Origin of the sequence: Coleofasciculus sp. B1-GNL1-01 (genome assembly GCF_040220235.1) — a bacterium.
GTDB lineage: Bacteria > Cyanobacteriota > Cyanobacteriia > Cyanobacteriales > Coleofasciculaceae > Coleofasciculus.
Genome location: NZ_JAVJTO010000030.1, coordinates 55,933 through 81,021 on the forward strand (window position 1 = coordinate 55,933; position 25,089 = coordinate 81,021).

Below are 25,089 nucleotides of genomic sequence, written 5' to 3' on the forward strand. Positions count from 1 at the left end.
AAAAACTCGAATTCAGAATTTATTAACCCATTGTAGGGGCGGGTTTAGGGACTCAATTGGGCTGGTTACCGATAACTGAACAACAAAACCCGCCCTTTATTCAATGGCTTGCAATTCTCACCTGAATATCGGTGAGTTACCCCGCCCTTTATTCAATGGCTTGCAATTCCCACCTGAATATCGGTGGGTTACGGCGGATAGTTGATTAAATAATTATTGCCTGAATTAAATTCCGCCTAACCCACCCTACGATCCTACGATCCCGCCACTTTAAAATCGCAATGTGGTTCGTATTGTGCCAATGAAGACATCATCGTTATCGCTATTATGATCCGGTGCAGTTAGCCAAATTATCCCTGGTGTAATTGTAATATTATCGGTTAACTTATACTGGTAGAATGCTTCTAGATGTAGGGAGGTACTCGGATCATCAATGCCTAAATTCTTCAAACCATCGCTCCCGGTAACTTTGGGTTCCATCCCGATAATAAATCCGCCTAGATTGCCAGTTTTGCCGAAATCGGGTAAGGCTAATGTTAGCGCCCAATACCACAAATTAGCATCCCCTTCATCAATAACATTGGCTTTGGTATAACCCGCCCATCCTCCAACCACAAATCGGGGATTAAGTTGTACGGAAGCGGCGAGGTTAACGGAATTGGTAACGACGGGCAAATCTAATTGATTGACTAAATTAGTGTCTTGACTACCAACTTGCCAGTCTTGGTTATACGCATTAACATAGGTCAAGCCAATCGTGGCGCGATCGCGAATCTCAAATTTGACTTGGGCTAATGCGCCATAAGCCCCATCAAATAAGCCGTTACCGGGTTCCGGATTTCCGCCATTCCCAGCTAAATAGCCTAAGCTAACTTCTAACTGATCATTTACGGCGTGTCTTACCCCGACACCCGCCCCACTAACTAAATAATAAATCGGCGCACGAGTAGCAAAGCGAGATACCGCCCCACTCGCGCCATCCCCATCCAGGTAAGGGTTAATTGTATCCGTAAAGTCATCCGCCGCCCCAGCATTTGCCGCGATAACCACTTGCGTCTGATTCCCGATCGGGAAACGGTACAATAAAGCATCAATCTCTAAGTCACTATCGCTAGCCCCAGTAAAAGATAGTTCCCCTTCCGGTGTACCTGTGCGACGTTCCAGACGCCCTAATCCTTCCGCTTGTAGTCGAGTTCGCAGTAAATCTTCACCCGTGAAACTCGTGTCTAAATTTAAGCGGGTACGATGTCCTAATGTGGTAACAGTATCATCCTCAGAAACAATCCCCGCCGCGCCAATAATCACTTCTCCATCCAGTTGAGTTGTTGTCGAAAATTGGGTCAGTTCTAGTTCTCGAGTTCGGGCGGTTAAGGCGTCTACATCACCCCGTAGCAGGGAGAGTTCTAAAACAAATTCATTGGTTAACTGTTCTAGTGTGGCTAAGTCTGCGGGAGGAACATCGCGCCCCCTGGCAATTAAGGATTGGATTTGATCTAAAGCCTGACGTAATCCGGCGGCAAATTCGTAGCGAGTCATTGACCGATTGCCTCGGAATGTACGATCAGGATACCCTGTGAGTATGCCATATCGTTCAATGAGCGATCGCAAGGCAGTATATGCCCAATCACTGGGCTGTACATCCCGCAACTGGGAAACATTCGTCACTTGACCTAAGCTATTATTATTCCCGTACTGATTAATTGGGTCTAAACGATTCTCAGTCGGATCACTCGACTCATTCCCTATTGTTTCTGGACTCTCTAAGGTTTCCCCTAAAACACAAAACTCCCCCGCACCCCCACACCCTTGCACCTCAACCTCTTGTGCCGTAACAGTTCCAGCCCACACTACCCAAAACGCGATCGCTGTATTCATCCACAGCAGTTTCGGCAAAATTTGATCCATTTTTCGGTTTCTCCTTATGTCCGGTTGAATACTTCAGTAGGTGGGGACAATTAAAGTTAACGGTGGAGATTGTCATTTGTCATTTGTCATTCGTCATTCGTCATTCGTCATACTCACTGTCGCGAGAAAGCAAGCTACGTCTTATGTCTTATGTAAGGGTTTGAGGGTTGTTTATATAACTCCACCCCCTAACCTCTACTGTATCAGTTCAATAAGTGGATTGGTTTTTATCGTATCAAGGCTTATTTCTAGGACTTTATCAACCTTTAATCGTCGATTCCAGCTATTATCCCTAAATGATCGAAGTTTTTTCTTTCAAAACACCGTCCGCGATTCCAAATTTGCCTCGATATCCTGACGAGTCCGCCAAACCGATCGCAATTCTTTGCGGGCATATAAAGGTAACTGATCCCCAATATGCCTAGAACCCGGTTGTGTGGCATTGCCATAAACGGTGAGTACCCTTGCCTTAACTGGATCAGAAAACTCGATCGCGGCAATATAACTATCCCCAGCTACTGATTGCAACCCTGTCTCATTCATCGGTGCAAAATTAATCACCTGGAAACTGCCCAACTGCCCAGACGCGCCACTTCCCGGTAAATCCACATCCCCATACTTTAATCGTGCCCTCTCACCCCAAGGGATATCTAACCTGCCATACCCTGATTTAACCCTAGCGGCGGCTTCTGCTAAAACCTCCACCGCCGCCACCGGATCTGCCAAACTATCAGGGGTAGTCAGAGGCGATTGAGGATTCCAACCTGTAGCAAACTGATTCGTATTCGGCATTAACTGTACCCAAGTGGCAAACAAAACCGTCCCTCGACTGTCTGCATTTGCCTGTCGATCCCAGTTGGCTAACACATTCGCGGCTTCATTGGCTAACTCGTCCCCCGACTGTCGTGTTGCAGCAATTAAGTCATCGAGTATCCGATCTGCCAATTCTAGACGCGAGGAGAATTTTCGGGCAATCATCTCCTCAAAACTAATTGGATTCTCCCTGATCAACATTTTTGCCGATCGCTGGGCGCGGAAATTCATAGATTGGGGTGCCATGTAGGGCGGATAATCATCAGGGTTAATCGCTTGGGGGAATGTAGTCGTCCAAGGTGGATCATTGGCATTTTGTAACCAACCCGTTTCTGGGTCAAGGATGCGAGGTAAATCTTGATAGGGATGATACTTTGTCCATAAGGTTTCAGAGGTATCGCCAGGAACCACACCCTGCCAATACTGCCAATCTCCCTGAGAACGCACTGGCACTTGACCATTAAATATATGCAAAATATGCCCGTCTCGGTCAGCATAGAGGATCGTGAACATGGGCAGTTGCAAACGGGCGACGGCTGTCTCAAACTCTTGGCGATTACGCGATCGCACCATATCCCACAACTGTGCCATTAACTGAGGTTGGTCTAACCCCACCACCCGCAACGCGATCGCATTCCCCTCCTGCTGCGAAACCACAAAACCATGAATCGACCGCCGAATCACCAATTCCTGTTCCGCTAATGTCCCATTTTCCTGCTTTACCTTTAGAGTTTGGGTTTCGGTTGCAAAGGGGCGAACTTGCCCATCAAACTCATACCCCCCATCCGCCAGCGTGAGTTCATAAGCCGTCCAACCCCGATGAGTGTTTACTGTGGCTGTCCAACCCAACTGATCATTAAACCCAATGGATAACATCGGCATTCCCACCAACGCCGCCCCATACGCATCAATCCCTGGGGCGGTTAACTGGGCTTCGTACCAGAGGTAAAAATTCGACCAGGGTAAGTGTGGATTCGCCAGTAGCATCGCATTCCCACTCGCCGAATGAGACGGTGCGATCGCCCATCCATTAGAACCCGCTTGAGACCCTCCCGATTGCAACGATTCTAAACGCTGGGGATTCACCACAAAATTAAAATGAGTTACCCGCTGTAAATGTGCCAACACATCAACCCCATCCACAGGCAACACCACCTTGACCTTATCGTCAATTTGGTCATCATGTTCGGCAGCATACCGATTAATCCCCGCCGCAAAGCTATCCAGATAACGCCGCATCGTCAGATCTTGCGCTTCGTACCATTCCTGCGCCCTGGCGGGAATGCCCATAGTGCGGACATACTTATCCGAGTCCAAATAATCTTGCCCCCAATACTCGGCTGCCTTACCCCGTGCCTGTCCATATAACCTTAGAATAAGATTGCCATGACTTGCCGCTTGCGCCCAACCAAACGCCTGGAATAGATTCTCTGTATTATTACCGTAAATATGCGGTACGCCCCACCTATCCCAAAGAATCTCAGTTTGATTGTCTCCAGTCACTGGACGGTAAATTCCCCAGGCTACAGTAAAAATCACCGTCAGCACTATGACGAGCAAAACTGAAAATCTTTTGTTCAATCGGGACATTCTCAATTAAAATAAACGTCGATATTTTTGTACGACTATAAATTATAGACCTTATTTGTTTAATCAACCACAATAAATTGTAAACTATTCCTTGAGGCTGAGTTCCTTCTTTAATACACCATTTTAGGGGCAATGCGTTAAACTAGACATTAGGTTAATAATGGCAACCTAAACATCTCTAAAAATAATAGAACATTAATGTCCACTGCTTTAATTACTGGAGCGTCGGCAGGGCTGGGGGCTGCATTTGCTCAGGAACTCGCTAAACAGTCAACCGATTTAGTTCTTGTCGCTCGTTCCCAAGACAAACTACAGCAACTTGCCCAAGATTTACAAGCCACATACGGGATTCAAGTTGAGGTTATTCCCCAAGATCTTACCGCACCTGATGCCGTCCCACACGTCTTTGAAATAGTCAATCAGAAAAATATTTCCATTGATTTACTGATTAATAATGCTGGGTTTGGCGACTACGGTGCCTTTAGTCAGACTGCTCGGCGTAAACAGCTAGAGATGATTCAGCTTAATGTCCTGGCGTTGGTAGACTTGACTCATCACTTTCTCCCGCAGATGCAACAACGAGGTTCTGGAAGTATTATTAACCTCTGCTCAATTTCTGGGTTTCAACCGCTCCCGTATCTATCAATCTATTCAGCAAGTAAAGCCTTTGTGCTTAGTTTCAGTGAGGCGCTTTGGGCAGAAAATCAGCATACGGGTGTTAAAATTATGGCAGCTTGTCCTGGACCAACGGAAACGAACTTTTTCACCACAGCGAATTTTGCCGAATATGCTCCTGATAGTTTAAAACAGCAACAAACCGATTCCCCGGAGGTAGTGGTTCAGGAAATTCTCCAGGCTCTAGACGCTGATGATTGTACGGTTGTGCCAGGGCGGTGGCAGAATAATTTTATCGTTAATCTGCCGAGATTCTTTCCCAGAAAAACTATGGTACAACTTGTTGAACAACAGTTTCGTCCTCAAAAATAAAGAAAAAGGGAACAGAGAACAGGGAACGTGGGAAGCAATGTAGAGACGTAGCATGCTACGTCTGGGAGCTGGGGAAGTAGAGATAAGCTGTAATGCATTTAAATTGGGTATTAGTAGCGAGCAAGATGCAAAGCCTGCGGCATGGCTTCGCTAAACGCACTACAAGGATTGCGCCATTATTGATATTAAGGTTTAAATGCCGAACAGCTTACTTTCAAATGCCACGTTCGATAAGGGAATGCCTCGGTTCATGACCTATACATAAGTTTTATTGTGGTAAACGATTAAAATTGCTAATTTTATAGCAGTAGACACATCGATTAGGATTTTCGACACCATTGTAGAGACGTTGCATGCAACGTCTCTACATGACAAAGGTGCAACCCGGTTTAGGCTGCACCCTTTCAGTTGTCTGTATAAGTCGAGGGGTCTGAAAACGTTTAGATTAATCGAGGTAATCAAGGAATAATGACCAATTCGTCATTCCTCTACTGCTATGGAAGCAGTTGAGGATCAATAGTTCGCCACTGGCGTAATTTCGTCTCCTAACAAGGGTCCGTACAGATTGGAAGCACCCGTTTCGTGACTATTCCAGTTTCCTTGGATAAAGTAGATTCCATCATGGCTGGAAGCCGCGATTTTTCCCGTGTGACCTTTTAAAGAGCCTTTGGTGATTTGCACGAGTTCATGTTGCTTGTAAACCATTGTGATCCCTCCGTTTCACATTTGTTCAAAAATTAGCTTTTCCTACTTATACAGTATTTTGACAAAAGTTTTACATCATCAGCGACGATCTTTCGACAGATTTTAGAAATCTTTCAGGTTTACAATGCCTGACAATAACAAAGAACTCTGGAAACCGTTGGTATTGCTGGGGTCTGAACGATTGGCATCCAAGAGAACAAGCCACAGAGCAGATGGTAGAGGGCAGAAGGTTCCCAGGAAAAGGTATCCAAGTCATGCCTAGGGGTGACTTCATCGGATTGGGTATACACCGTTGATCCCCTATAGGAAATACAGCTTTGGGATCAATGGCACTGAAAAGCGTGCTTTAAAACATCATGCCCATCCTGTCAAGGTAGAACTATTACATCTTTTTTCTAAGGGCAGATCCTCGCCCGGTGATGGATTTACAGTGGAAGTATCGTCTTCTAAATTTCTCCTCATGTAAAAAGGACGCTAAAAAATGATGGTTAAATCTTACCGCCGACTGATTCTGTCCTTTATCATCATGGTTGGTCTGGTATTCGTGACCTCCTTTCAGTCCGTTGCCCAGGCTAGTGATGATGTCGTCAATGTCTATTTCTTCCACAGCAAAACCTGCCCCCATTGCCTCGAGCAAAAGCCGTTAATGACTTATATCGATCAACACAATAAAAATGTTGAGGTTACGTCGCTTGAGGTTAACGACAATCCCAGGGAATGGCAGGAATTCCAAAAAGCCCGGGGAATCTCGTCCGGCGCTGTTCCCAGGACTGTAGTTAAGGACAAAATGTTCATTGGCTATAGTGAAGCCGAAGGACCCTTGGAATACACTCCAGTTCATCAAGCTTATATCGGCTACAAAAACCAAATTATTGCAGCGATAGAAACAGCCGTCGGATCTCCACTCAATTTACCCACAACTGATCAACAGCAACAAACTAAGACCAGCCCCCCGTGGCAGGTCTTTTTAATCCCGTTCTGGTATCTCTGTAGTTATCCGTTTTTGAAAGACCAGCTTGAGAAACGACAAGGTAAACGCTATTGGATTGGCGGGTTGCTGGCAACAACGATCATCAGTCTATTTGCGTTTCTTGCCCTCACCCCTGATGCTGTAATTAAAACCTTTGCCCAAGGGCTTCCCTTTCCCCTATTTGTCTCTACCATTGCCCTTGCCGATGGCTTTAACCCCTGTGCGTTTACGGTTTTAGTTATTCTGCTGTCGTTACTCACCTATACCCGCAGCCGCAAGGATATGACCTTGGTGGGGACAACTTTTATTATCACATCAGCGGTGATGTATTTTATCTTTATCATGCTGATGGTCTTGGCGGGTTCAGTTTTCCTAGAAAACTATGGCGTTCGATTTATGCAAATTCTGGGAATTCTGATTACTGGGGCGGGTCTAATCAATATCAAGGATTATTTTTGGTTTAAAAAATCTATCTCCTTATCCCTCTCGGAAAAACAACAGTCAACGATCAATAAACGAGCGGGAACGATTGTCAGAAACCTGAGAAATGCTAAAGGCGATCGCAAGATGTTTCTGGCGGCATTAGCGGGGACGGTTCTATTAGCTGTCTTTGTCAATATTGTCGAACTTGGTTGTACAGCGATTCTGCCTGCGGTTTACATGACGGCGCTGTTACAGTACTGCTCCGATACAATTGGCTTGTGTCATATCTCGTGGACAGCGTTGTATGCCGCGATTTACATTATGCCGCTGTTGGCTATTTTAGGCAACTTTATCTATTCGTTTAAGTCCACTCGACTCACTGAAAACCAAGGGAGAGTACTGAAACTGGTTGGCGGACTCTTTATGCTATTCTTTGGTCTGGCGATGATCTTTAAACCCCAGTTACTAACCCTTGGCTAGGACTTATCGCCCAAGGCAGAAGGCTTAAGGGAAGAAGCTTCAAAGGAAAAAGTACCCAAATTATTAAGGGGGTAAAGTTTATTCTCCCCCTGTTTTCGCATTGTATGAGTGAATTCAATTTAATAAGATAAGGGTGAAATTTCGTCGCCCAGCAGTGGTCCGTATAGGTTGGACATATCGTTTGTTTGATGCGTCAAGTCTCTGGCAATAAAATAGCTACCTTCATGGCTACAAGAGGCAATTTTTCCTGTATGACCTTTGAGAGAGCCTTTGATGATTTTTACGCGATCGTTTTGTTGATAGACCATGGTGCAACTCCTAGTTGGACGTTTTTCAATAAACTATTTCATTATATGAGTGTTATTTTTTCAATTCTATGAAGCTGAATCAGCTTTTCAATAAAGTTTTGGCAAAGTTTATTTTACAAAACTTTACAGTATATCTCCGAAAGATCCCCGACTTCTCTAAGAAGCTCCCCCTGCTCCCCCTGCTCCCCCTGCTCCCCCTGCTCCCCCTGCTCCCCCTGCTCCCTCTGCTCCCCCTGCTCCCCCTGCTCCCCCTGCTCCCCCTGCTTCCCCTTAGCTATCTCCCCAAAGCTGGGATAGCTGTTGACGCACCTCAAAAAAGTCATTCCAGGGTAGGTAGGGCTTTTGACGTTCATCGAGATACTGGCGGAGGCGATCGCGGGCGAAGACGACAGAGGCGTGCAATGCCATGTTAAAATCCGTTACCGAATCCCCGATCGCAATCTGTTCGTCTGCTGGGTGTTGTGCCATCACCTGAACTTTAGCAACCAATTCGCTATCCCCCTCAAACTCGGACAATGGCTGGAGATAGTCACCACTGGTATCCACATCTACCGCATAAACCGCCGCCACTCGTTCGAGCAGCGACGTTCGTCCCCGCTTTTCTCGACCCAACACCGTCTCCACCATACCGCGCAATCCCCCGGAAACCACCACAAACGGTACGCCGCGATCGTCTAGAAAATCGAGTAATTCGACTAAACCGGGGCGAATCGGTTTAGATTGGGTATAGGTGAGGATATCTGGATATCGAGAGGACGGAATTGATTCTAGGACGCGGCGCACACCTTCCCGTAGGGTTAGCCGTTTAGCATAAAGTTCGGGCATCACTTGGGCAGATACTTCAGGCGCAAAATCCTTTAACATCCCGGCAAAGGTTTCTACTGCCGTAATCGTACCGTCGAAGTCACAAAAGACAACTCGCTGCATTCGAGATCAGAGGTTAGGTTTAACATTGATAAAGATGGTATATTCTTAGCCATCCCACTTGCTTTATTATGCCGCCTTAAATCTCTCTAAGCAAAGAATAGATCAGATAGTTTTTAATTTTAAGATGAATCGATAAAAATCATCCGGCTACAACCGATAAAGTTCTGAACGATGGAATAGACCGAAGTTAAGCAAAAGCCTTGAGAAGTCAATGTTCCTTATTTGTGATAGTCCTAACCCTCCTAATACAGGTCAAGCTAGAGTATTTTCGATTAAGTGATTATTCTCTAATTGATGTATATCTCGGAGTTATTAAAGTAGCAATAACTGAATAGATTTATCTTCAGAACCCAGAAATTAAGGGCATAGCTTGCTTGCTGCTTCGTGAGTATGACAATAGCTCAATGACCCCATAAGTACAATACCCAATGAACCGGAGTCTCCGTCTCCCCGGCAATAGGTCAGAGCCACGAACTTACAATGTTTGATCCATAAAGTAAATTGAATTAAATCATTGATATGACCAATAGTTATTGGGTTATGATTGAGTCAGGATATAGCGGTTCGCGATTCGGTGAGATACACTCTGCTCACAGGAAAAGGATGAGAGAGAAGGGATCAGGAATAACTTGACGTATCTCATCATAACCCGCGAAGAAGAACCGCGAAGACTATAGAAATCTAGTCCAAAGCGATTAGCTTGATCAGGGGGTATATACCACGTACAATTGTCAACCAATGCGAAAGGAATGACTCTAAACTATCCCATCATTGAAACCCAACTCAGACTCATTAGAGCTTTACAGCGCGGATACGCTGAAGCCTTAGAAGCTGGAGATTGGCAAGCGGCGGAGTATCGTTGCGCTCATTTACATCGGTTGTGTGAAGGGCTACATCATCTGAGTTATTTGCTGGATCGAGGCAATGCTTTATCCACAGTGACACCCCAAAATCAAAATAATTGGGTGGGGACTATCCGGGGTAACAATCCGATGCACGCTTTAAATCAGTCCTCGGAGACGAACGAAAAGCCCCTTTCATCACGCCCCCTACCCCCTGAACCACCACCGATTGATGAAGTGTGGAATCAGTAAATGCTTCTAACGTTTCATAGTTGATGAGGGAGATAGGGGAGATGTAGAAGATGAGGAAGATAGAGGAGTTCACTTGACATTTAACCTTCAGCAAGGGCGAGTTTAATTAAGGTAGGGGTTGTCTCCTGAACGGTATTGGTAAAACCCGCCCCTACACACCCTGTCCGACTAGCGAAGAAGGGTCAAGACGTGCCATGGCGCGTCTCTACCTTCCTTACTTTCGCCAACCCCATCTAAATCAAAGATTCTAGATAGGGACTGCGCTCAACTTTCGTTCAATGATTTGCTATTGCTTTTCTGTTGTATTCGGTTTTCTACCAATCAGAAGCGCCAGTTCCAGCCATTTCCAATAACAATCAACATCAGTATAACCAATTTCTCGTAGCCATTTCAGTTGAGTTTCTACATCCAATAATTTATTCGAGGGATCATCGGGTTTGTCAGCAATCCCCATGCAAACGCGGAAATGTTCATGGAGTGCTGGTGTGGGAGAGGCGACGTGTTCTAAGTTACAAAAAATACCACCGGGTTCTAGTATGTTGAAGAGTTCAGCATAGAGGGAATACTTGCGTTCATGAGTTAGGTGATGAATCGCAAAGCTAGACACGATCGCGTCAAATGTACCTAATTCTGGCAAGGGATGATCTAAATCATGGGTGATGATTTTTACTGTGTCATCCCCAGCAAACCGCTGTTTAGCAGCATCAAGCATCGTGGGCGAAAAATCGATCGCGATACTTTCGACATGGGGGCGGTCAATTTTCAGCAGTGCCAAAAGGCGTCCATCTCCAGTACCTAAATCGAGGATACGTTTAACGGTTTTGGGAACCTCTTCTAAGACAACAGCTTCACCTTCAGTGCGATGGGGGAGATTATCCGATCGCTCTAAATAAGATAGCGCATGGTCAGCCGATGTCCAGAGATTTGTCATTTGTCATTTGTCTTATGTCATCTTTGTAGGTTGGGTTGAGGAACGAAACCCAACCAGCGCGGGTTAATGCACCCAATCCTAAAAGTCCCAGCACCGTGAGACTACTCAGTTCAGGAACAGAGGGCGTTACGATTGAGACGGAACGTGCTTTTTCGAGGGGCTATGGCAGAATTATATCACTTGTGCGGTCTATAAAACCTGCTGAGAGTCTACACAAATCTTATGATTGGAACACGACTACGGGGGCGCTATGAAATTATCCAACCCTTGGGACGTGGGGGGTTTGGCGAAACCTACCTGGCACGCGATCGCGATTTACCCGGATATCCGTATTGTGTGGTTAAACAACTGAAGCCGCAGGTGTCGAATTCCTCTGTGTTAGAGGCGTCTCGCCGCCTATTTGATACCGAGGCGCGGGTTTTGTATCAATTGGGCAATCATGACCAAATTCCTCAGCTTTTAGCCCATTTCGAAGATAATCAGCAATTTTATTTAGTTCAAGAACATATTGAAGGGGAGGATTTACGTCACGAGTTAGTGGCTGGACGCCGATTGGATGAGATGCAGGCGATCCGGTTAGTCTGGGATATCTTAGAAATCTTAAACATTGTTCATCAACATCAGGTGATTCATCGGGATATTAAACCCTCTAATTTAATTCGACGGGCAGCGGATGGCAAGATTATTTTAATTGACTTTGGCACGGTTAAACAGGTGAGTACGGCGACAAGTTCCCCAACAGAGGTGACGATTGCTATTGGTACGCCCGGTTATATGCCTCCGGAACAATGTGCGGGAAAACCGCGTTTTAGTAGCGATATTCATGCGGTGGGAATGTTGGGGATTCAAGCCTTAACTGGGGTATTACCTCATCATTTGCCAACTGATCCGAAAACCGGTGAGATACTGTGGCGAGATCAGGTGGCAGAAGCCTCACGTTTTCATGACATTTTAGCGAAAATGGTGTGTCAGGATATCCGCGATCGCTATGACAATGTGAGAGAGGTATTAGACGCGATCGCCGCCTTACCATCTAGTGCGACAATCCCCTTCCCTAGTCAACCTTTACCTCGTCCCATGAGAACTGTAAACAGTTTACCGTCTCAGCTTCAAACTCAGCGCACCCTAGCCGCGATCGCGTTTACCGATGGTGTGGGGTTTAGTGCCAGAATGTCGGCGGATGAAGAACATACTCTGGACTTAATTCACCGGGATTTAGAGTTAATGCGGCAATTATGTCAGCAGTTTTCTGGACAGACGATTAAGTCTACTGGGGATGGCTTATTAATGTATTTTCCCAGTGCGGTTCTGGCGGTGGATTGTGCGATTGAAATTCAGAAATCCCTAGCTAAAGCTGCCCAAAGTTTATCGGAAAATGACATTATTTTACATCGGATTGGTATTCACTTAGGCGATGTCTTTGTCAGTGAAGGCGATGTCATGGGCAATGGCGTGAATATTGCTGCCCGTTTAGAAGGGAAGGCACAACCGGGAGGGATTTGTATTTCTCGGATTGTTTATGATTTGGTCAAAAATCATTTACAGTTACCTACGACATTTTTAGGGGATTTGTCGTTAAAAAATATTACTGACCCCGTACCGAGTTATTTAATTCAACCTGTATCCTCAGAAAATAGAACCTATTCACCCCAAAGTTCTCCGTCTAAACCCCAACCGAAACAGACTCGCCAAGATGTACAGTTTCGCCACATATTACTCAATAAAGTGAGAAACTATTGGATTAAAGGGGTATTAGAAACCTCATTACATGGTCGCGTCTTAATTGAACTGGGGTTAGAAGAACGCCTCGATTTAGTCGAACGCCCTTGGGAATTGGTTTGGGAGGGTTCTGGGGAATTCCAGCAAACCCTATTACCGGGAATCAAAGTCAGTGAGAAGTTTCTAGCGATGGGCGAGGGGCGATCGCTCTTAATTTTAGGGGAACCGGGAAGTGGCAAAACCACGACGCTTTTAGAATTAACTTGCGATCTATTGGATCAGGCGGACGTTGATAGTAATCACCCGATTCCTGTGGTCTTTAATTTATCCTCTTGGACGGGAGGTAAGCAAACCATTGCTGACTGGTTAGTTAATGAACTGCATACCAAATATCAAGTATCGAAAGATATTGGGAAAAGCTGGATTGATTCGGGAGAACTGTTACTCTTATTGGATGGGTTGGACGAAGTAAGTATTACATTAAGAGAGGCTTGTGTCACCGCCATCAATCAATTTAGTAGCGAACATGGCACAACTGAACTCGTGGTTTGTAGTCGGATTCGCGATTATCAAGCCCTACAGCAGCGTTTGAATTTACAAGCCGCCATTTGTCTGCAACCGCTTACCTTAGCCCAAATTGATCGCTATCTAAACAGTGCTGGGACGCAACTTACAGTCGTGCGCCAAGTTCTGCGATCGGATAGCACCTTACAAGACTTAGCCCAATCCCCGTTAATGTTAAGTATTATCACCCTGGCATATCAGGGAATATCCCTGGATGAGTTACCGCAAAGGAGTGGTTTAGACGACTGGCGCAAGCACTTATTTGATCGGTACATTCAGCGGATGTTTAAGCGCAGACGGGGTCAAGAGAAGTATAACCAAGAGCAAGTAATTAACGGGTTGAGTTGGTTAGCAAAACGGATGTATCAAAACTCAGAAACCGTATTTTTAATTGAGCGATTGCAGCCGAGTTGGTTAGACACTAAGGCGCAAAAATGGCTGTATTCTCTAGGAGTCGGTTTAATCGGGGGATTAATTATGGGGTTGGGTGGGGGGCTGAATGTCGAGCTTATGTTTTGGCGGGAAATTACTCTATTGGCGGGATTAATTATGGGACTCGGTGGCGGATTGATGGCGGGGTTAATTGTCGCGTTGGTTATGAATCAGATTGAACCCGTGGAAACGTTGAAATGGTCATGGGTAAAAGCAAAACGGAATCTATTACCGGGGTTGCGAATTGGGTTAACCGTAGGATTAATATTTGGCTTCAGCAGTGGACTCGTTTTCTGGCTGATTACGCCGAGTCAGGAGGCGATTATTGAGGGGCTAACCTATGGATTGAGTGGTATAGGAACGGGATTAATTTTCGTATTATTGCGTGGATTAACGGGAGGCGGAATTGAGACAAGTACAGTTCCCAATCAAGGGATATGGCAATCGGCACAAAATACCTTAATTTTTGCTTTAATTGGGGTAGTTGCTATGGTTGGTTTGGCGCAAATCGTGGGGCTACCGATTTTATTTGGTGCAGTGATTGGATTGCTGTTTGGGTTGTTTTCACCTGCGGGAATTGCTTGTATTCAGCATTTCACATTACGGTTAGTGCTGTATTTTAGTGGGTGTATTCCCTGGAATTATGCGCGATTTCTGGATTATGCGACGCAGCAGATTTTTTTACAGAAGGTGGGAGGTGGGTATATTTTTATTCACCGATTGTTATTGGAACATTTTGCTCAGATGGAGCGAAAAATGTAATACCCGTAGGGGCGCACCGACGTGCGCCCTCTTCCACTGACGTGCTATTAGTGTCAACTTAAACCCCCTCACCCCCAGCCCCTCTCCCACCAGGGGAGAGGGGAGCAAGAAGGAAGTTTCAGATGTAATATTAGAAGCATCTTTATGTGATGGTTTCCCTTCTTTTCCCACCTTTATTTCCCCGTTTATCCCTCCCTTTGAAAGGGTGACTAGGGGGGGATAGAGTAGGGTGGGTTAGGCGGAATTAAATCCAGGAAATAATCCGATAATTGGATATCCGCCGTAACCCACCAATAATGAACACCTTGCACCATTAAAGCTTGGCGAATAGAATTCGCAGCTACACAAACAAAGTCCGCCTACGCTTTTATTAAACTTGGAAATAATTCGATAATGGGATATCCGCCGTAACCCACCAATAATGCACACCTTGCACCATTAAAGCTTGGCGAATAGAATTCGCAGCTACACAAACAAAGTCCGCCTACGCGGACTTTTATTAAACTTGGATAAGTAAACTTTCTTTATCCAGCCCAAACCCTATCCTTTTAATCATCAAGTTGAGCTTGAATCCCTTGGATTCGAGACTCTAACCTATCACGCTGTTCCCTTTCGGGGCGAGTCATCGGCACCAACGCTAATCCCTGTTGTAACAACTCCCTCGCCCGGTCAAAATTACCATCAGCCAGTTCTAATTCGGCTAAATCCACACAGGCGCGAAGATTAATAGTCTGGTTCAGGGAGTTTTCAAAACAGGTGCGGGCTTCAGTCGGGTTCTGCATCGCATCTCGGTAGAAGCAGCCAAACTCATACCAGAAGTGACCGTTTTTTTGATTATCAAACTTAATCGCTTGCTGGAAATGTTTGATGGCTTGTTGGTAAACCTTCCGCCCTTTGCTACTATAATTGTGACCTTGGGCTTGATAGCACCGCGCCATGTACCAGTGAGCAACGCAATGTTTGGGGGTTTTCGTCAGGGTAGGTTGGAGATAATCCATGACTGTGTAGGGATCTGGGGGTTGGCGTAGTAGCAAGAGAAAGGCATAGTTTAATGAGGCGAAGTTAACTGTTTTCTGGAGATCATCGCCATACTTCTTGATTCGGAATTTAGCAGATTTGATGGTTCTTTGATAAATTTCTGTAGCTTTATCTAACTCACCACAGTCTCGAAAGAAGTTCGCCGCATAGATAACGCTTTGCCACTGCGATGTATGGAGTCGAGACTGGCTAATCAAATCAGCTAATCGATAGCAGGTTTCATAATCTAAATCATTTTGAAAGTAGCCAAAAATAAGACAGATAATGGTTGCATCTTTGGGGTACTGCTGCAAAACAAGATTGACAGCTTTTTGAATCAGTCGAGGTTGGGCATGATAATATAGGACAGGTAAAAATGCAGTCCATAAAGATTGGTCTACTTGTGCTTGCTGACTAATCCATTGCCATTGCTGGATGATAATAGGCTCAATGTCGATGATGTCTTTGCCAGCCTTTCCAACTACAGCTAAGTAGGTTGTGCGAACTTCATGATCATCAGGATATAGTTGCAACCAAGTAGTAGTTAGAGCGATCGCCTCTTGCTTCTGTTGAGTTGTCCCACACTGCCCAATCAGTGCCAGATATTGAGTACGAACATTGGTATCATCAGGATGCAGTTGCAGCCAAGAAGAAGTTTGAGCGATCGCCTCCTGCTTCTGCTGAGATGTCCCACATTGCCCAATCAGTGCTAGGTATTTTTCACGAACAGTAATATCATCAGGATGCAGTTGCAGCCAAGTAGTAGTTAGAGCGATCGCCTCCTGCTTCTGTGGAGGTGTCCCACACTGCTCAATCAGTGCTAGGTATTTTCTGCGAACTTCACGATCATAAGGATGCAGTTGCAGCCAAGTAGTAGTTAGAGCGATCGCCTCCTGCTTTTGTAGAAGTGTCCCACACTGCTCAATCAGTACCAGGTATTGAAAACCCGAATGAGCGATCGCTTCTTGCTTTTGTCGGGTTGTGCCAAACTGCCCAATCAGTGCCAGGTATTTTCTGCGAACATGAGAATTATCAGGATGCAGTTGTAGCCAAGAGGAAGTTAGAGCGATCACCTCCTGCTTCTGTGGAGATGTCCCACATTGCCCAATCAGTGCCAGATATTGAGTGCGAACCCAGGAATCATCAGGATGTAGTTGCAGCCAAGAGGAAGTTTTAGCGATCGCCTCCTGCTTCTGTTGAGATGTCCCAAACTGTCCAATCAGTGCTAGGTATTTGGTGCGAACCCAGGAATCATCAGGATGCAGTTGCAGCCAAGAGGAAGTTTTAGCGATCGCGTTCTGCTTTTGTTGAGATGTCCCAAACTGCCCAATCAGTGCTAGGTATTGAGTACGAACATATGTATCATCAGGATGCAGTTGCAGCCAAGAGGAAGTTAGAGCGATCGCCTCTTGCTTCTGTTGGTTCGTCCCCAACTGCCCAATCAGTGCTAGGTATTTGGTGCGAACATGAAAATCATCAGGATGTAGTTGCAGCCAAGAGGAAGTTAGAGCGATCGCCTCCTGCTTTTGCTCATTTTTACCACGCCTTTGTATCAGAGACAGCCAATAAACCCACTCTGATGAACTTTGTGGTTCAGTGGATAAAATTGCATCCAAGCAGCGATCGCGTTCCGACAGTAAACCTACAGATTCATACATCTTTGACCATGTAAACCATCCACTAACCCCACTCTTATGCTGTAGAGATTGAATCTGGTTGGAATAGTCATCCACAACCTGACGGACAAGAGTCACTTCACCATTCACAGCCAAAAGTCTCAATCCATGATACGCCCAGCGTTGATGAGTTTCTTTAGTTGCCTTTAAAGCCGGAATTGCCGCTCTTAAATAGTCTTCTAATAAATTAGGAGAATAGGGTAGATTCTCGCCCCGACTGCGCGGGTACTTCACCGTCATCGCTGTTTGGGCAATGAGTTCGTGAATTGTTGCAAACCCATCATATCCAGCCTTCCAGATTATATTCACCAAGCCCTTTAATTCGGCATCTCTGGCAAAATCCACCACATCCCGCACCGCTTTTTTAGAATAGTTCGGCAAACACAACGGCAACACTCCCGTAGGTGTAATAATGCTGTATTGATAAAAACTGCAAATCACGCCAAAAACTTGATAAACCGGATAATCCTCATCACTGGGCAAACGCCTAATCACATCCGCCACAATTAAATCAAAGGGTTTCCCTTCCGATAGCTGTAACATCAGTACCAACATTGAAGGCGCAGCCATTAACTGTTTCCGTTCTGCTGCTGCCATTTTCTCTAATCGGGCTTTGGCTTCCCCATCTTCCTGACAAATCCGATCCAAAATTCGCTGTTTTTCCTGAGATTCTGGCAAGGGAGATAATTCTAAATCCAGGGATTCAATCCGATATCCCCGCAACCGTAACTTGTCCTGCTGATCTTCATTCAACCGCGTTGTGCCAATTACCGTTAGCGGAAACTGTAACTCATTATTCTCCAACTCCTCCAGAATCGAATCATCCCGAAACACGTCATCGGCGATTAAATAAAAATGCTGATGAATTTGCTCAGAAAACTCCCATAATGGGTCTAACCAGTAGGGTTCTTCTCGCTTTTTCTGCAACACCAGCCGATGTTGACCCGATAACTCATACGCCAACCATTGCATCAGCGCCGTTTTCCCCGCCCCCGGTTGTCCCCGAATCAGCAACAGGGAAATCCCCGAATAGTTTGCCAACGCTTCAGCCTGGGCGAAAACCTCCCCTTGTTGATCCCGATCAATATAATTCCCTTGGGTAATCAACGACCAATTTTTAGACACAGAGGGTAATTTCAGGATGCGCGTCTCTCCCCCACGCCGCTTATGAAAGAATTTCTGATCCAACAAATCAAACTCAGGCGGGACAACCTTCCGCACCTGTCCCCAGGGATCGTTACCCTGGCGAGTTTGCGTCTGGCGTCGTTGGGTATCGCATTCTGCATCAAACCGAATCAGATTTTTCTGCTTGTCAGTCTCCCAGAGACGAATCGTTAGCTGCTGTGTCGAACCCTGCTGATTGTCTGGACGCTGAACGATCCCGAAACCCTCTAGAAACTTGATCGCTGATTCAACTTTGGCGTAAGTCAACCCACCCTCAGCCTGATCATTTTCGGTCAATTCCACCAGAGAGTTAATCGTATAAGTGACAAACAATCCCGGCGGATCAGTTTGAGGGCGAACAGTCAGAGGTTTCTTCGTGGAATTTTGCCTCTCTAAGGTTCCATCAGCGACATCCAGCAACGCCGCCAATATACGCTTGGCATTCTCCTGAACGATTCGACCTTTACTATACTCTGTCATGCGTTGAACCCAGAGAGTTCTGTAAAACTTGATAACAACTTCAGGAAAACCGGAGGTGTTTTCCCTAACCGGAAGTGATAGAACTCCAAACCTAGTCTTTATTCTAAAGCCTTTACCCCAAGCCTGTTGCTTGCGGCTATCAACCGAACGATTTCATCGAACTGTAGCGTTCAAGGTTCGGTTATGGGTTCAACCAAAAATTGTCGATGGATTCAACAATTAATCCAGGGGTTCAAACACTTGAATTCCCACGGATGGCTAATGATCATCATCAAGTTTCTGATTCCCTTCTTGATTGGATTGTTTTATCCCAATCTGGCGTTATTGATTGAAGTGTTAATTTTAAGTTGGGAACTGTGGGATAGTTTAAGGTAAGCTGTTCGGCATTTAAACCATAATGTCAAGAATTGCGAAATCCTTGCCGTAGTGCGAGCATCTTGCTCGCTACATTGAGCATCTTGCTCGCTACATTGAGCATCTTGCTCGCTACCCATTCCCAATTTACAGCGCTTTTCAGGTTTATGGAATACAAAATTGTATTGGCTTGCTTTTTAGCGCAATCATCGTCTGTAGTCTATTAACTTGAAAACTGCTGTAAATGCATGACAGCTTAGTAGCGCGGCACAGTTTATTTGATGAATTAGATTCGGCTTGTAGTAGGGAACCTTAGCCCTAGATTCCGTTGGGTTTCCTGTCGTCAACCCAACCTACAACCTACCCCACAATTTTAGCTATGTCAGTCCAGTAGTAGCGCGGCACACCTAATTTAGATTAGCCTTACATCCAGAAATCGTAGGGGCGCACGTCAGTGCGCCTGACAAAACCGTAAATTTTATTGTCTATTCCCATGAATGACTATTGCCCATTGCCTATTCCCTGTTCCCTAATCTCAACCGTTAACTCTACTTTTGCCCCACTACTGATCTATCAATATCAATTTACCCCACCGCTAAAGGATTTAACCAGCGAATCATCTCTAATTTCAATCGATTTAAATCCCGATAAACCCCTTGCTTCATCCACTGACCGATCGCATCAAATGGCGTGAAGGAATCTCCCGTTTTCCAATTGACATCTTGTCCCAACGGTGTTAAATGATTTCCCGGTAGCATTTGTAGCACAACCATATTCGGAAATCGCTGTTGCAGCACAGGGGATAGGATTGCCGTTTGGTCAATCTCATCATTGATAAATTTAATCAGTAAATTGCGACGGATGGCGTATTGCTGGGCAATCAGATCATTCGTTTGTTGGGGTGAAGGAGTAAATTCAACGTCAAAGGCTGGCTTGATATTCAACTGCTTGAGGAATGTCAACTGATCCAGCATATTGAACTGTTCCAGAAACGGAATCGCCTGTTTTGCTGGATAATTGTTGAAGGAAATCAAAATATTACCCGCCCGTTCCACGGAAAACAAACTGCCAATCAGCAGATGCAGTTTACACCCCATGCTATGTCCGACACCGTATATCGGTAAATACTGTTTCTTGAGTAGTCTTGTGGCTTTGAGGCGATCAAGGGTTGTCTCAAAACGGTTGAGGACTTCGCGGGCGATCGCAACGTGATCTAAGGTATTGAGAAACGGCGTCGCCACAACCAAATAACCCTGACGCCCTAATTGCTCAAGTAGCCAACGGTAGGTGACTTGGGGCGCAGCCGCAATAAATGCCCCACCCAAAAAATGCACAATGCCAACGGGACGAGACGGAATTAAAACCCAGCTACCAGATAGTTCTTGCCAGTCCATAGGAAGAGAGGGAAGTTCTTATATTTTTATATTGTGACGTACTCTTGGCGAGGTGGCGCTGCATATACCATGTCCGGTTGAGTACCTATACCTCGTTGCCTTCTAACGTGTCATTGGACAGCGTTGCCAAGAATCTCAGCGATATCATCGAGTTTGATTTATATATTTAATGAGAAATTGTTATCGGATAATGATTCCATAATTGGATCAGGTCTGTACACTGTTAGATAAGCTTTTTGTCCCTGATTAGACATATCCCTTAGCAATCATGATTAAATCCAAACTGGTTTTCACAAGCCTCCTGTCTACCGTAACCGTTACAGGTAGCCTATTCCTGGCAACGATTAGCCCCACTCAAGCCATCCCTTGTGCGTTTGGCAAAAAGGGTGTTTCCCAAAATGTTTCTGGAGAATCTCCTAGTCTCGTTGGCGATAAAATCAACTTCTACAAAAAATTCGGCATTGCTGGTGTTGGTATCGCCGCCGTAGCCGGAGGGTTAGTCGCTGTGAAAAAATTCAAAGCCCGCCAGAACCAACCCACTGAAGCGATTATCACAGAGACACCCTCATCGGAAGTCTTTGAACCCTATAACTTTGCTATCCCTGTTTCTCCAGAAGCGTTAGCTGCTTCAACTCCTGAAGCCGAGGAGTCTGAGCAGGATCTGACCTCCATAAGCTAATTCAACTGGGTGAATGTTAGCTAAGGTGGGCAAGCGATAGACTGATTAACTCGGTTCATTAGCCTTGCTCACCCTACAGTCTCCTTAGACTTATAGCAGTACTAAGACAGGGCGTGGACATTCTTTACTGTTCCCTGTTCCCTGTGACACACCGAGCGTGTTACCGAGCGGAGTCGAGGTAAGTCGAGGTGTTCCCTGTTCCCTTTTGGACTAACTGATGTCCTTTCCATACCCCATAGTGCTATATGACTCACCTCCCAGATAGATATGACTGGTTAATCACGCTAGAGAAATAATGCAAAATTTGCGCGAGTTGATACCCTAGAGGTGTTGACCAACTCCAAGGAAAATAAATATGGCACAAGCGAAAGTGGGTGATACCGTCAAAATTCACTACACAGGTAAACTAAAGGACGGTACGGTCTTTGATTCTTCCCTGAGTCGCGAACCGATAGAATTCACCATTGATGCTGGACAGGTCATTCCAGGTTTCGAGCAAGCCGTTGTGGGTATGACGCCTGGGGATTCCAAAACCGAAATGATTCCCATGGATAAAGCTTATGGTCCCCATCGCTCAGAAATGGTACTGGAGGTGACACGAGACAAAATGCCCCCAGACTTGAATCCCGAAATCGGTCAGCAATTACAAATTCAACAACCCAACGGGCGAGTTATTCCCGTGGTGATTACCGATGTCACCGACTCGAATGTGAGATTAGATGCCAATCATCCTCTAGCAGGACAAGACTTAACGTTTGAGATTCAGTTAGTGGACATTGCTTGATCCAGGATTGTCTCAAAGAAGAGAGGGAGGAGAGAGTGCGTTGGGAATTGATCAACACAACTCATGTTGGCACTCTCTCTTTCTGCTAATAGGTCAGTCGCTATTTCCCTCAACATCCGCTAAGAACCCGACATTCCCCCCACACTAAAACTCGTCATTTCCAAGATTGCCCCACGTCGCTGCAAATCAAACTGGTTGGTTTCAGAGAGTCCCTCATTCTCTCCAAATCGAGCGTTCTCTACGTCGGTAATCTTCAGATCAACTTCCGTGAGATTGGTATTACTCAAATTGCTATAGCTTAAGTTCGCCCGATTCAAAGTAGCCTGAGTCAGATTAGCACCACTCAGATTCACACCAAACAGATCAGCACCACTGAGGTTAACCCGACTGAGATTGCTTCCTCTCAAATCAGCACCGCTGAGATTAGCGCCACTTAAGTTGGTATCGCTTAAGTCAGCACCAATTAAAAAAGCACCACTCAGATCAGCACCCACCATAATGGCTTCCTTGAGGATGGCTCCAAATAAGTTCGCACTACTTAAGTTCGCTCGACTGAGATTAACTTGAGTGAGATTAACTCGGCTGAGATTAACATCCGCTAAGTCAGCATCCATGAGGTTCGCCTCAATCAAAGTCGCGCCTCTGAGATCAGCATTCATCAAGAAAGTACGGCTCAGGTTAGCTGCATTTAAATTGACACCGCTTAAGTTAGCCTGTTTCAGGTTAGCGCCACTAAGGTTGACTCGGCTGAGATCCGTGTTGCTCAAATTGGCGTCAATCAGTTGAGTACCCCTGAGATCAGCACCACTCAAATCAGCACCAATCAAGTCAGCACCGTTAAGATCAGCACCCATGAGATTGATCTTCCTGAGATTAGCACCCTGAAAATTCCGTTCCCTGGCTAGATAACGCCGCAGGAGTTCGTTAGTATCCATAATGTTTGGGGAAAACTGGAGTTGTACTATCAATTTCCCAAGGATTTCCCCCAGCATTGTGATGGGTGCTACCCCTCACCCCCACTAGAGCCAAATATGCTATGGATTACTCAATCAGACAAAAATTCATCAAATCTTTACACGCTTTTCATCATAGCTAAACATAAAAAGTCGTCCAAGGGTGCAAACTAGGTAAGTAAGGGAGCTTAAACGCATTCCAACGTGGTCGTTATTCTCCTGTTTAGTGTTTAGGTTGTTTGGGAATCCCCTAGCGGTGTCTTTGAGGCTCACCTAGGGGTTTTTTTTTAGGGTTTTTTTTTGGCGAGGGAAAGTAGATTGTCACCTCTTCAGGGGTTTACTATTCGACAGGGCAAACCGCAAGCAGAGCCTTATGGGTTGGGTTCCGTTAATATTTATGAAGGATGCACGTTAGATGCACGTTATCCTGTTTCTCGAAGAACATCACTCTGGTTGTCCCTCTTATACTCTTCTGCTTTTGGTCAGAATCCGCCCAACCCAACATTTTGTTTCGTTCATGAATGGTAACTCAATCCCAAACGACCAACCCGGGTGGTCACTCGATGAACGTGATCCCCAAACCATCCAATCTTTCATGCCCTTATGGGGATGGTTTTACCACTACTACTTTCGGGTGAAAACCGATGGCTGGCATCACATTCCCGATCAGGATAACGCTTTGTTTGTGGGTTCTCACAATGGTGGACTTGTCGCGCCGGATATGATCATGGTCATGTATGACTGGTTTCGGCGTTTTGGTCCCGAACGTCCGGTTTATGGGCTAATGCATCCCAATGGCTGGAAATATGACCTAAATACGGCACGACTAGCGGCTAAGACAGGGGCAATTAGGACTCATCCCAAAATGGCGATCGCGGCTTTGCGTCGAGGTGCTAGTGTCCTCGTCTACCCTGGGGGGGCACAGGATGTCTTTCGTCCCCATACCATGCGGAATAAAATCCATTTGGCGGGGCGTCAAGGGTTTATTAAGCTGGCATTACGGGAAGGTGTGCCGATTATACCCGTTATTTCCCACGGCGCTCATGATACATTGATTGTCTTGGCTGATTTTTACGATCAGATTCGACAACTGCACGATTGGGGATTGTTCCCTTGGTTATTTGGTCTTGATCCGGAAGTGTTTCCCATCTATTTAGGTTTACCCTGGGGATTAGCGATTGGACCTCTGCCCAATATTCCCTTACCTGTCCAAATTTACACTCGTATTTGTGCGCCGATTGTCTTTGAACGGTATGGTCGGGATGCAGCTAGCGATCGCGAATATGTCAATGCTTGCTATGAAAAAGTCTGTAGTCAGATGCAATGGGAACTTGATGGTTTAGTCAAGGTGGCGAGTAGAAGTTGATCCGGCTGAGATGAACGAAGCGAAGGGACATGGGGGCTTTCACCTTCGCTATATTGTAAGAATTAACTGTAAATGGTCGGACACAAGAAAACGGCACGCTCCGACAAGTGCAAGTAAATCGCCCTCAAACCCTTACTGTTCCCTGCCCGTGAGTTCCCTAATCTCCACCGTTTACTTTAATGCAAGTCCACCTACTTATTAAGTTGAGGATAGTACCTTGAGTAATTCTACTGATCCGTCTCGATCCGTCTCTCGTCAGGATTTAGATTACTGGTTAGAACGTCAAACCGAATACCAACAGACTCTTAATGTCATCGAATCAAGAGGAGAAAATAGTGAAAGTGTGTGGAAACTGAAAGGTAAGCTCGAAGCTGTAGGAGAAACGATCACTTACCTACAACGAAAGCTCAATAAAGTCTAGAGCATTGGTTTATTAATCGTAGTTGGAGGGCAAAACAACCGGGAAATTCTCCTGGGCAAAAAACCCAGTGATAGTATCACTGGGTTAACAAGGGCTGCTGTAATAACTGAAGAAGATGTCGTTAGCTAGTATAGTATTGACTCAACGTTAAGTCTTGTTTATTCGCAGATTAAAATTCACAATTAAAAAAC

19 protein-coding genes are annotated in these 25,089 nt (G+C 45.5%); 9 read left to right on the forward strand and 10 right to left on the reverse strand.

Going from position 1 to position 25,089, the window contains the following annotated elements:
* Window positions 1-270: 270 nt before the first annotated feature.
* The 3 genes from RID53_RS06980 to RID53_RS06990 all read right to left on the reverse strand — a co-directional run bounded on the left by RID53_RS06980 (window position 271) and on the right by RID53_RS06990 (window position 4,308).
* The gene (locus tag RID53_RS06980) at window positions 271-1,875 is read right to left on the reverse strand and encodes an iron uptake porin (protein ID WP_446387479.1); all 1,605 of its coding nucleotides are present in this window, start codon (window positions 1,873-1,875) and stop codon (window positions 271-273) included.
* Window positions 1,814-1,981 (reverse strand): hypothetical protein, encoded by a 168-nt coding sequence (locus tag RID53_RS06985; protein WP_446387427.1) that lies wholly within the window; start codon window positions 1,979-1,981, stop codon window positions 1,814-1,816. Before RID53_RS06985 ends, RID53_RS06980 begins: the two co-directional genes overlap by 62 nt.
* A gap of 239 nt (window positions 1,982-2,220) precedes the next feature.
* Window positions 2,221-4,308: an acylase gene (locus tag RID53_RS06990; protein WP_446387428.1), complete on the reverse strand. Its 2,088-nt coding sequence runs from the start codon at window positions 4,306-4,308 to the stop codon at window positions 2,221-2,223.
* 198 nt (window positions 4,309-4,506) lie between these two features.
* Here RID53_RS06990 and RID53_RS06995 point away from each other — a divergent pair, with 198 nt between their 5' ends.
* Complete coding sequence (locus RID53_RS06995) at window positions 4,507-5,295, forward strand: SDR family NAD(P)-dependent oxidoreductase (RefSeq protein ID WP_446387429.1); 789 nt, start codon at window positions 4,507-4,509, stop codon at window positions 5,293-5,295.
* A gap of 513 nt (window positions 5,296-5,808) precedes the next feature.
* Here the strand turns inward: RID53_RS06995 and RID53_RS07000 are convergent.
* A complete protein-coding gene (locus RID53_RS07000; protein WP_006098246.1) occupies window positions 5,809-6,000 on the reverse strand; it encodes a hypothetical protein in 192 nt (63 codons plus the stop codon).
* A gap of 481 nt (window positions 6,001-6,481) precedes the next feature.
* On the opposite strand from RID53_RS07000, the gene RID53_RS07005 reads away from it, so the two are divergent.
* Entirely contained in the window at window positions 6,482-7,873 is a 1,392-nt protein-coding gene (locus RID53_RS07005; RefSeq protein ID WP_446387430.1) for a glutaredoxin family protein, read from the forward strand.
* A gap of 119 nt (window positions 7,874-7,992) precedes the next feature.
* Here RID53_RS07005 and RID53_RS07010 read toward each other — a convergent pair whose 3' ends face one another.
* Complete coding sequence (locus RID53_RS07010) at window positions 7,993-8,181, reverse strand: hypothetical protein (protein WP_006098250.1); 189 nt, start codon at window positions 8,179-8,181, stop codon at window positions 7,993-7,995.
* A gap of 270 nt (window positions 8,182-8,451) precedes the next feature.
* On the reverse strand, window positions 8,452-9,108 hold the full coding sequence (locus tag RID53_RS07015; RefSeq protein WP_446387431.1) for an HAD-IB family phosphatase: 657 nt from the start codon (window positions 9,106-9,108) through the stop codon (window positions 8,452-8,454).
* A gap of 749 nt (window positions 9,109-9,857) precedes the next feature.
* On the opposite strand from RID53_RS07015, the gene RID53_RS07020 reads away from it, so the two are divergent.
* The gene (locus tag RID53_RS07020) at window positions 9,858-10,202 is read left to right on the forward strand and encodes a hypothetical protein (protein ID WP_006098037.1); all 345 of its coding nucleotides are present in this window, start codon (window positions 9,858-9,860) and stop codon (window positions 10,200-10,202) included.
* Between the two features lie 286 nt (window positions 10,203-10,488).
* On the opposite strand, the gene RID53_RS07025 is transcribed toward RID53_RS07020, so the two are convergent.
* Window positions 10,489-11,133, reverse strand: coding sequence for a class I SAM-dependent methyltransferase (locus tag RID53_RS07025; RefSeq protein ID WP_446387432.1), 645 nt, complete (start codon window positions 11,131-11,133; stop codon window positions 10,489-10,491).
* 222 nt (window positions 11,134-11,355) lie between these two features.
* Between RID53_RS07025 and RID53_RS07030 the strand changes: the two genes are divergently transcribed.
* Window positions 11,356-14,610, forward strand: a complete 3,255-nt coding sequence (locus RID53_RS07030) for a protein kinase domain-containing protein (RefSeq protein WP_446387433.1) — start codon at window positions 11,356-11,358, stop codon at window positions 14,608-14,610.
* 548 nt (window positions 14,611-15,158) lie between these two features.
* On the opposite strand, the gene RID53_RS07035 is transcribed toward RID53_RS07030, so the two are convergent.
* Entirely contained in the window at window positions 15,159-18,947 is a 3,789-nt protein-coding gene (locus tag RID53_RS07035) for a P-loop NTPase (RefSeq protein ID WP_446387434.1), read from the reverse strand.
* Window positions 18,948-19,130: 183 nt separating this feature from the next.
* On the opposite strand from RID53_RS07035, the gene RID53_RS07040 reads away from it, so the two are divergent.
* Window positions 19,131-19,322 (forward strand): hypothetical protein, encoded by a 192-nt coding sequence (locus RID53_RS07040; protein WP_446387435.1) that lies wholly within the window; start codon window positions 19,131-19,133, stop codon window positions 19,320-19,322.
* 563 nt (window positions 19,323-19,885) lie between these two features.
* Here the strand turns inward: RID53_RS07040 and RID53_RS07045 are convergent.
* The gene (locus RID53_RS07045) at window positions 19,886-20,695 is read right to left on the reverse strand and encodes a DUF1350 family protein (protein ID WP_446387436.1); all 810 of its coding nucleotides are present in this window, start codon (window positions 20,693-20,695) and stop codon (window positions 19,886-19,888) included.
* A 268-nt stretch (window positions 20,696-20,963) separates the two neighbouring features.
* Here RID53_RS07045 and RID53_RS07050 point away from each other — a divergent pair, with 268 nt between their 5' ends.
* Both RID53_RS07050 and RID53_RS07055 read left to right on the forward strand, forming a co-directional pair.
* A complete protein-coding gene (locus tag RID53_RS07050; protein WP_446387437.1) occupies window positions 20,964-21,374 on the forward strand; it encodes a hypothetical protein in 411 nt (136 codons plus the stop codon).
* A gap of 355 nt (window positions 21,375-21,729) precedes the next feature.
* Complete coding sequence (locus RID53_RS07055) at window positions 21,730-22,158, forward strand: FKBP-type peptidyl-prolyl cis-trans isomerase (RefSeq protein WP_446387438.1); 429 nt, start codon at window positions 21,730-21,732, stop codon at window positions 22,156-22,158.
* 119 nt (window positions 22,159-22,277) lie between these two features.
* On the opposite strand, the gene RID53_RS07060 is transcribed toward RID53_RS07055, so the two are convergent.
* Window positions 22,278-23,093, reverse strand: coding sequence for a pentapeptide repeat-containing protein (locus RID53_RS07060; RefSeq protein WP_446387439.1), 816 nt, complete (start codon window positions 23,091-23,093; stop codon window positions 22,278-22,280).
* 535 nt (window positions 23,094-23,628) lie between these two features.
* On the opposite strand from RID53_RS07060, the gene RID53_RS07065 reads away from it, so the two are divergent.
* Complete coding sequence (locus RID53_RS07065) at window positions 23,629-24,477, forward strand: lysophospholipid acyltransferase family protein (protein ID WP_446387480.1); 849 nt, start codon at window positions 23,629-23,631, stop codon at window positions 24,475-24,477.
* Between the two features lie 217 nt (window positions 24,478-24,694).
* Window positions 24,695-24,898 (forward strand): hypothetical protein, encoded by a 204-nt coding sequence (locus RID53_RS07070; protein WP_446387440.1) that lies wholly within the window; start codon window positions 24,695-24,697, stop codon window positions 24,896-24,898.
* Window positions 24,899-25,089 lie beyond the last annotated feature (191 nt).

What these genes read in the sequence shown, in the direction of transcription:
- RID53_RS07045 (WP_446387436.1), bottom strand. Translation starts at nt 20,695, where the DNA reads ATGGACTGGCAAGAACTATCTGGTAGCTGGGTTTTAATTCCGTCTCGT.
- RID53_RS07015 (WP_446387431.1), bottom strand. Translation starts at nt 9,108, where the DNA reads ATGCAGCGAGTTGTCTTTTGTGACTTCGACGGTACGATTACGGCAGTA.
- RID53_RS07005 (WP_446387430.1), top strand. Translation starts at nt 6,482, where the DNA reads ATGATGGTTAAATCTTACCGCCGACTGATTCTGTCCTTTATCATCATG.
- RID53_RS07050 (WP_446387437.1), top strand. Translation starts at nt 20,964, where the DNA reads ATGATTAAATCCAAACTGGTTTTCACAAGCCTCCTGTCTACCGTAACC.
- RID53_RS06980 (WP_446387479.1), bottom strand. Translation starts at nt 1,875, where the DNA reads ATGAATACAGCGATCGCGTTTTGGGTAGTGTGGGCTGGAACTGTTACG.
- RID53_RS07035 (WP_446387434.1), bottom strand. Translation starts at nt 18,947, where the DNA reads ATGACAGAGTATAGTAAAGGTCGAATCGTTCAGGAGAATGCCAAGCGT.
- RID53_RS07040 (WP_446387435.1), top strand. Translation starts at nt 19,131, where the DNA reads ATGGGTTCAACCAAAAATTGTCGATGGATTCAACAATTAATCCAGGGG.
- RID53_RS07000 (WP_006098246.1), bottom strand. Translation starts at nt 6,000, where the DNA reads ATGGTTTACAAGCAACATGAACTCGTGCAAATCACCAAAGGCTCTTTA.
- RID53_RS07030 (WP_446387433.1), top strand. Translation starts at nt 11,356, where the DNA reads ATGATTGGAACACGACTACGGGGGCGCTATGAAATTATCCAACCCTTG.
- RID53_RS07025 (WP_446387432.1), bottom strand. Translation starts at nt 11,133, where the DNA reads ATGACAAATCTCTGGACATCGGCTGACCATGCGCTATCTTATTTAGAG.
- RID53_RS07060 (WP_446387439.1), bottom strand. Translation starts at nt 23,093, where the DNA reads ATGGATACTAACGAACTCCTGCGGCGTTATCTAGCCAGGGAACGGAAT.
- RID53_RS06985 (WP_446387427.1), bottom strand. Translation starts at nt 1,981, where the DNA reads ATGACAATCTCCACCGTTAACTTTAATTGTCCCCACCTACTGAAGTAT.
- RID53_RS06990 (WP_446387428.1), bottom strand. Translation starts at nt 4,308, where the DNA reads ATGTCCCGATTGAACAAAAGATTTTCAGTTTTGCTCGTCATAGTGCTG.
- RID53_RS07055 (WP_446387438.1), top strand. Translation starts at nt 21,730, where the DNA reads ATGGCACAAGCGAAAGTGGGTGATACCGTCAAAATTCACTACACAGGT.
- RID53_RS07020 (WP_006098037.1), top strand. Translation starts at nt 9,858, where the DNA reads ATGACTCTAAACTATCCCATCATTGAAACCCAACTCAGACTCATTAGA.
- RID53_RS07065 (WP_446387480.1), top strand. Translation starts at nt 23,629, where the DNA reads ATGAATGGTAACTCAATCCCAAACGACCAACCCGGGTGGTCACTCGAT.
- RID53_RS06995 (WP_446387429.1), top strand. Translation starts at nt 4,507, where the DNA reads ATGTCCACTGCTTTAATTACTGGAGCGTCGGCAGGGCTGGGGGCTGCA.
- RID53_RS07010 (WP_006098250.1), bottom strand. Translation starts at nt 8,181, where the DNA reads ATGGTCTATCAACAAAACGATCGCGTAAAAATCATCAAAGGCTCTCTC.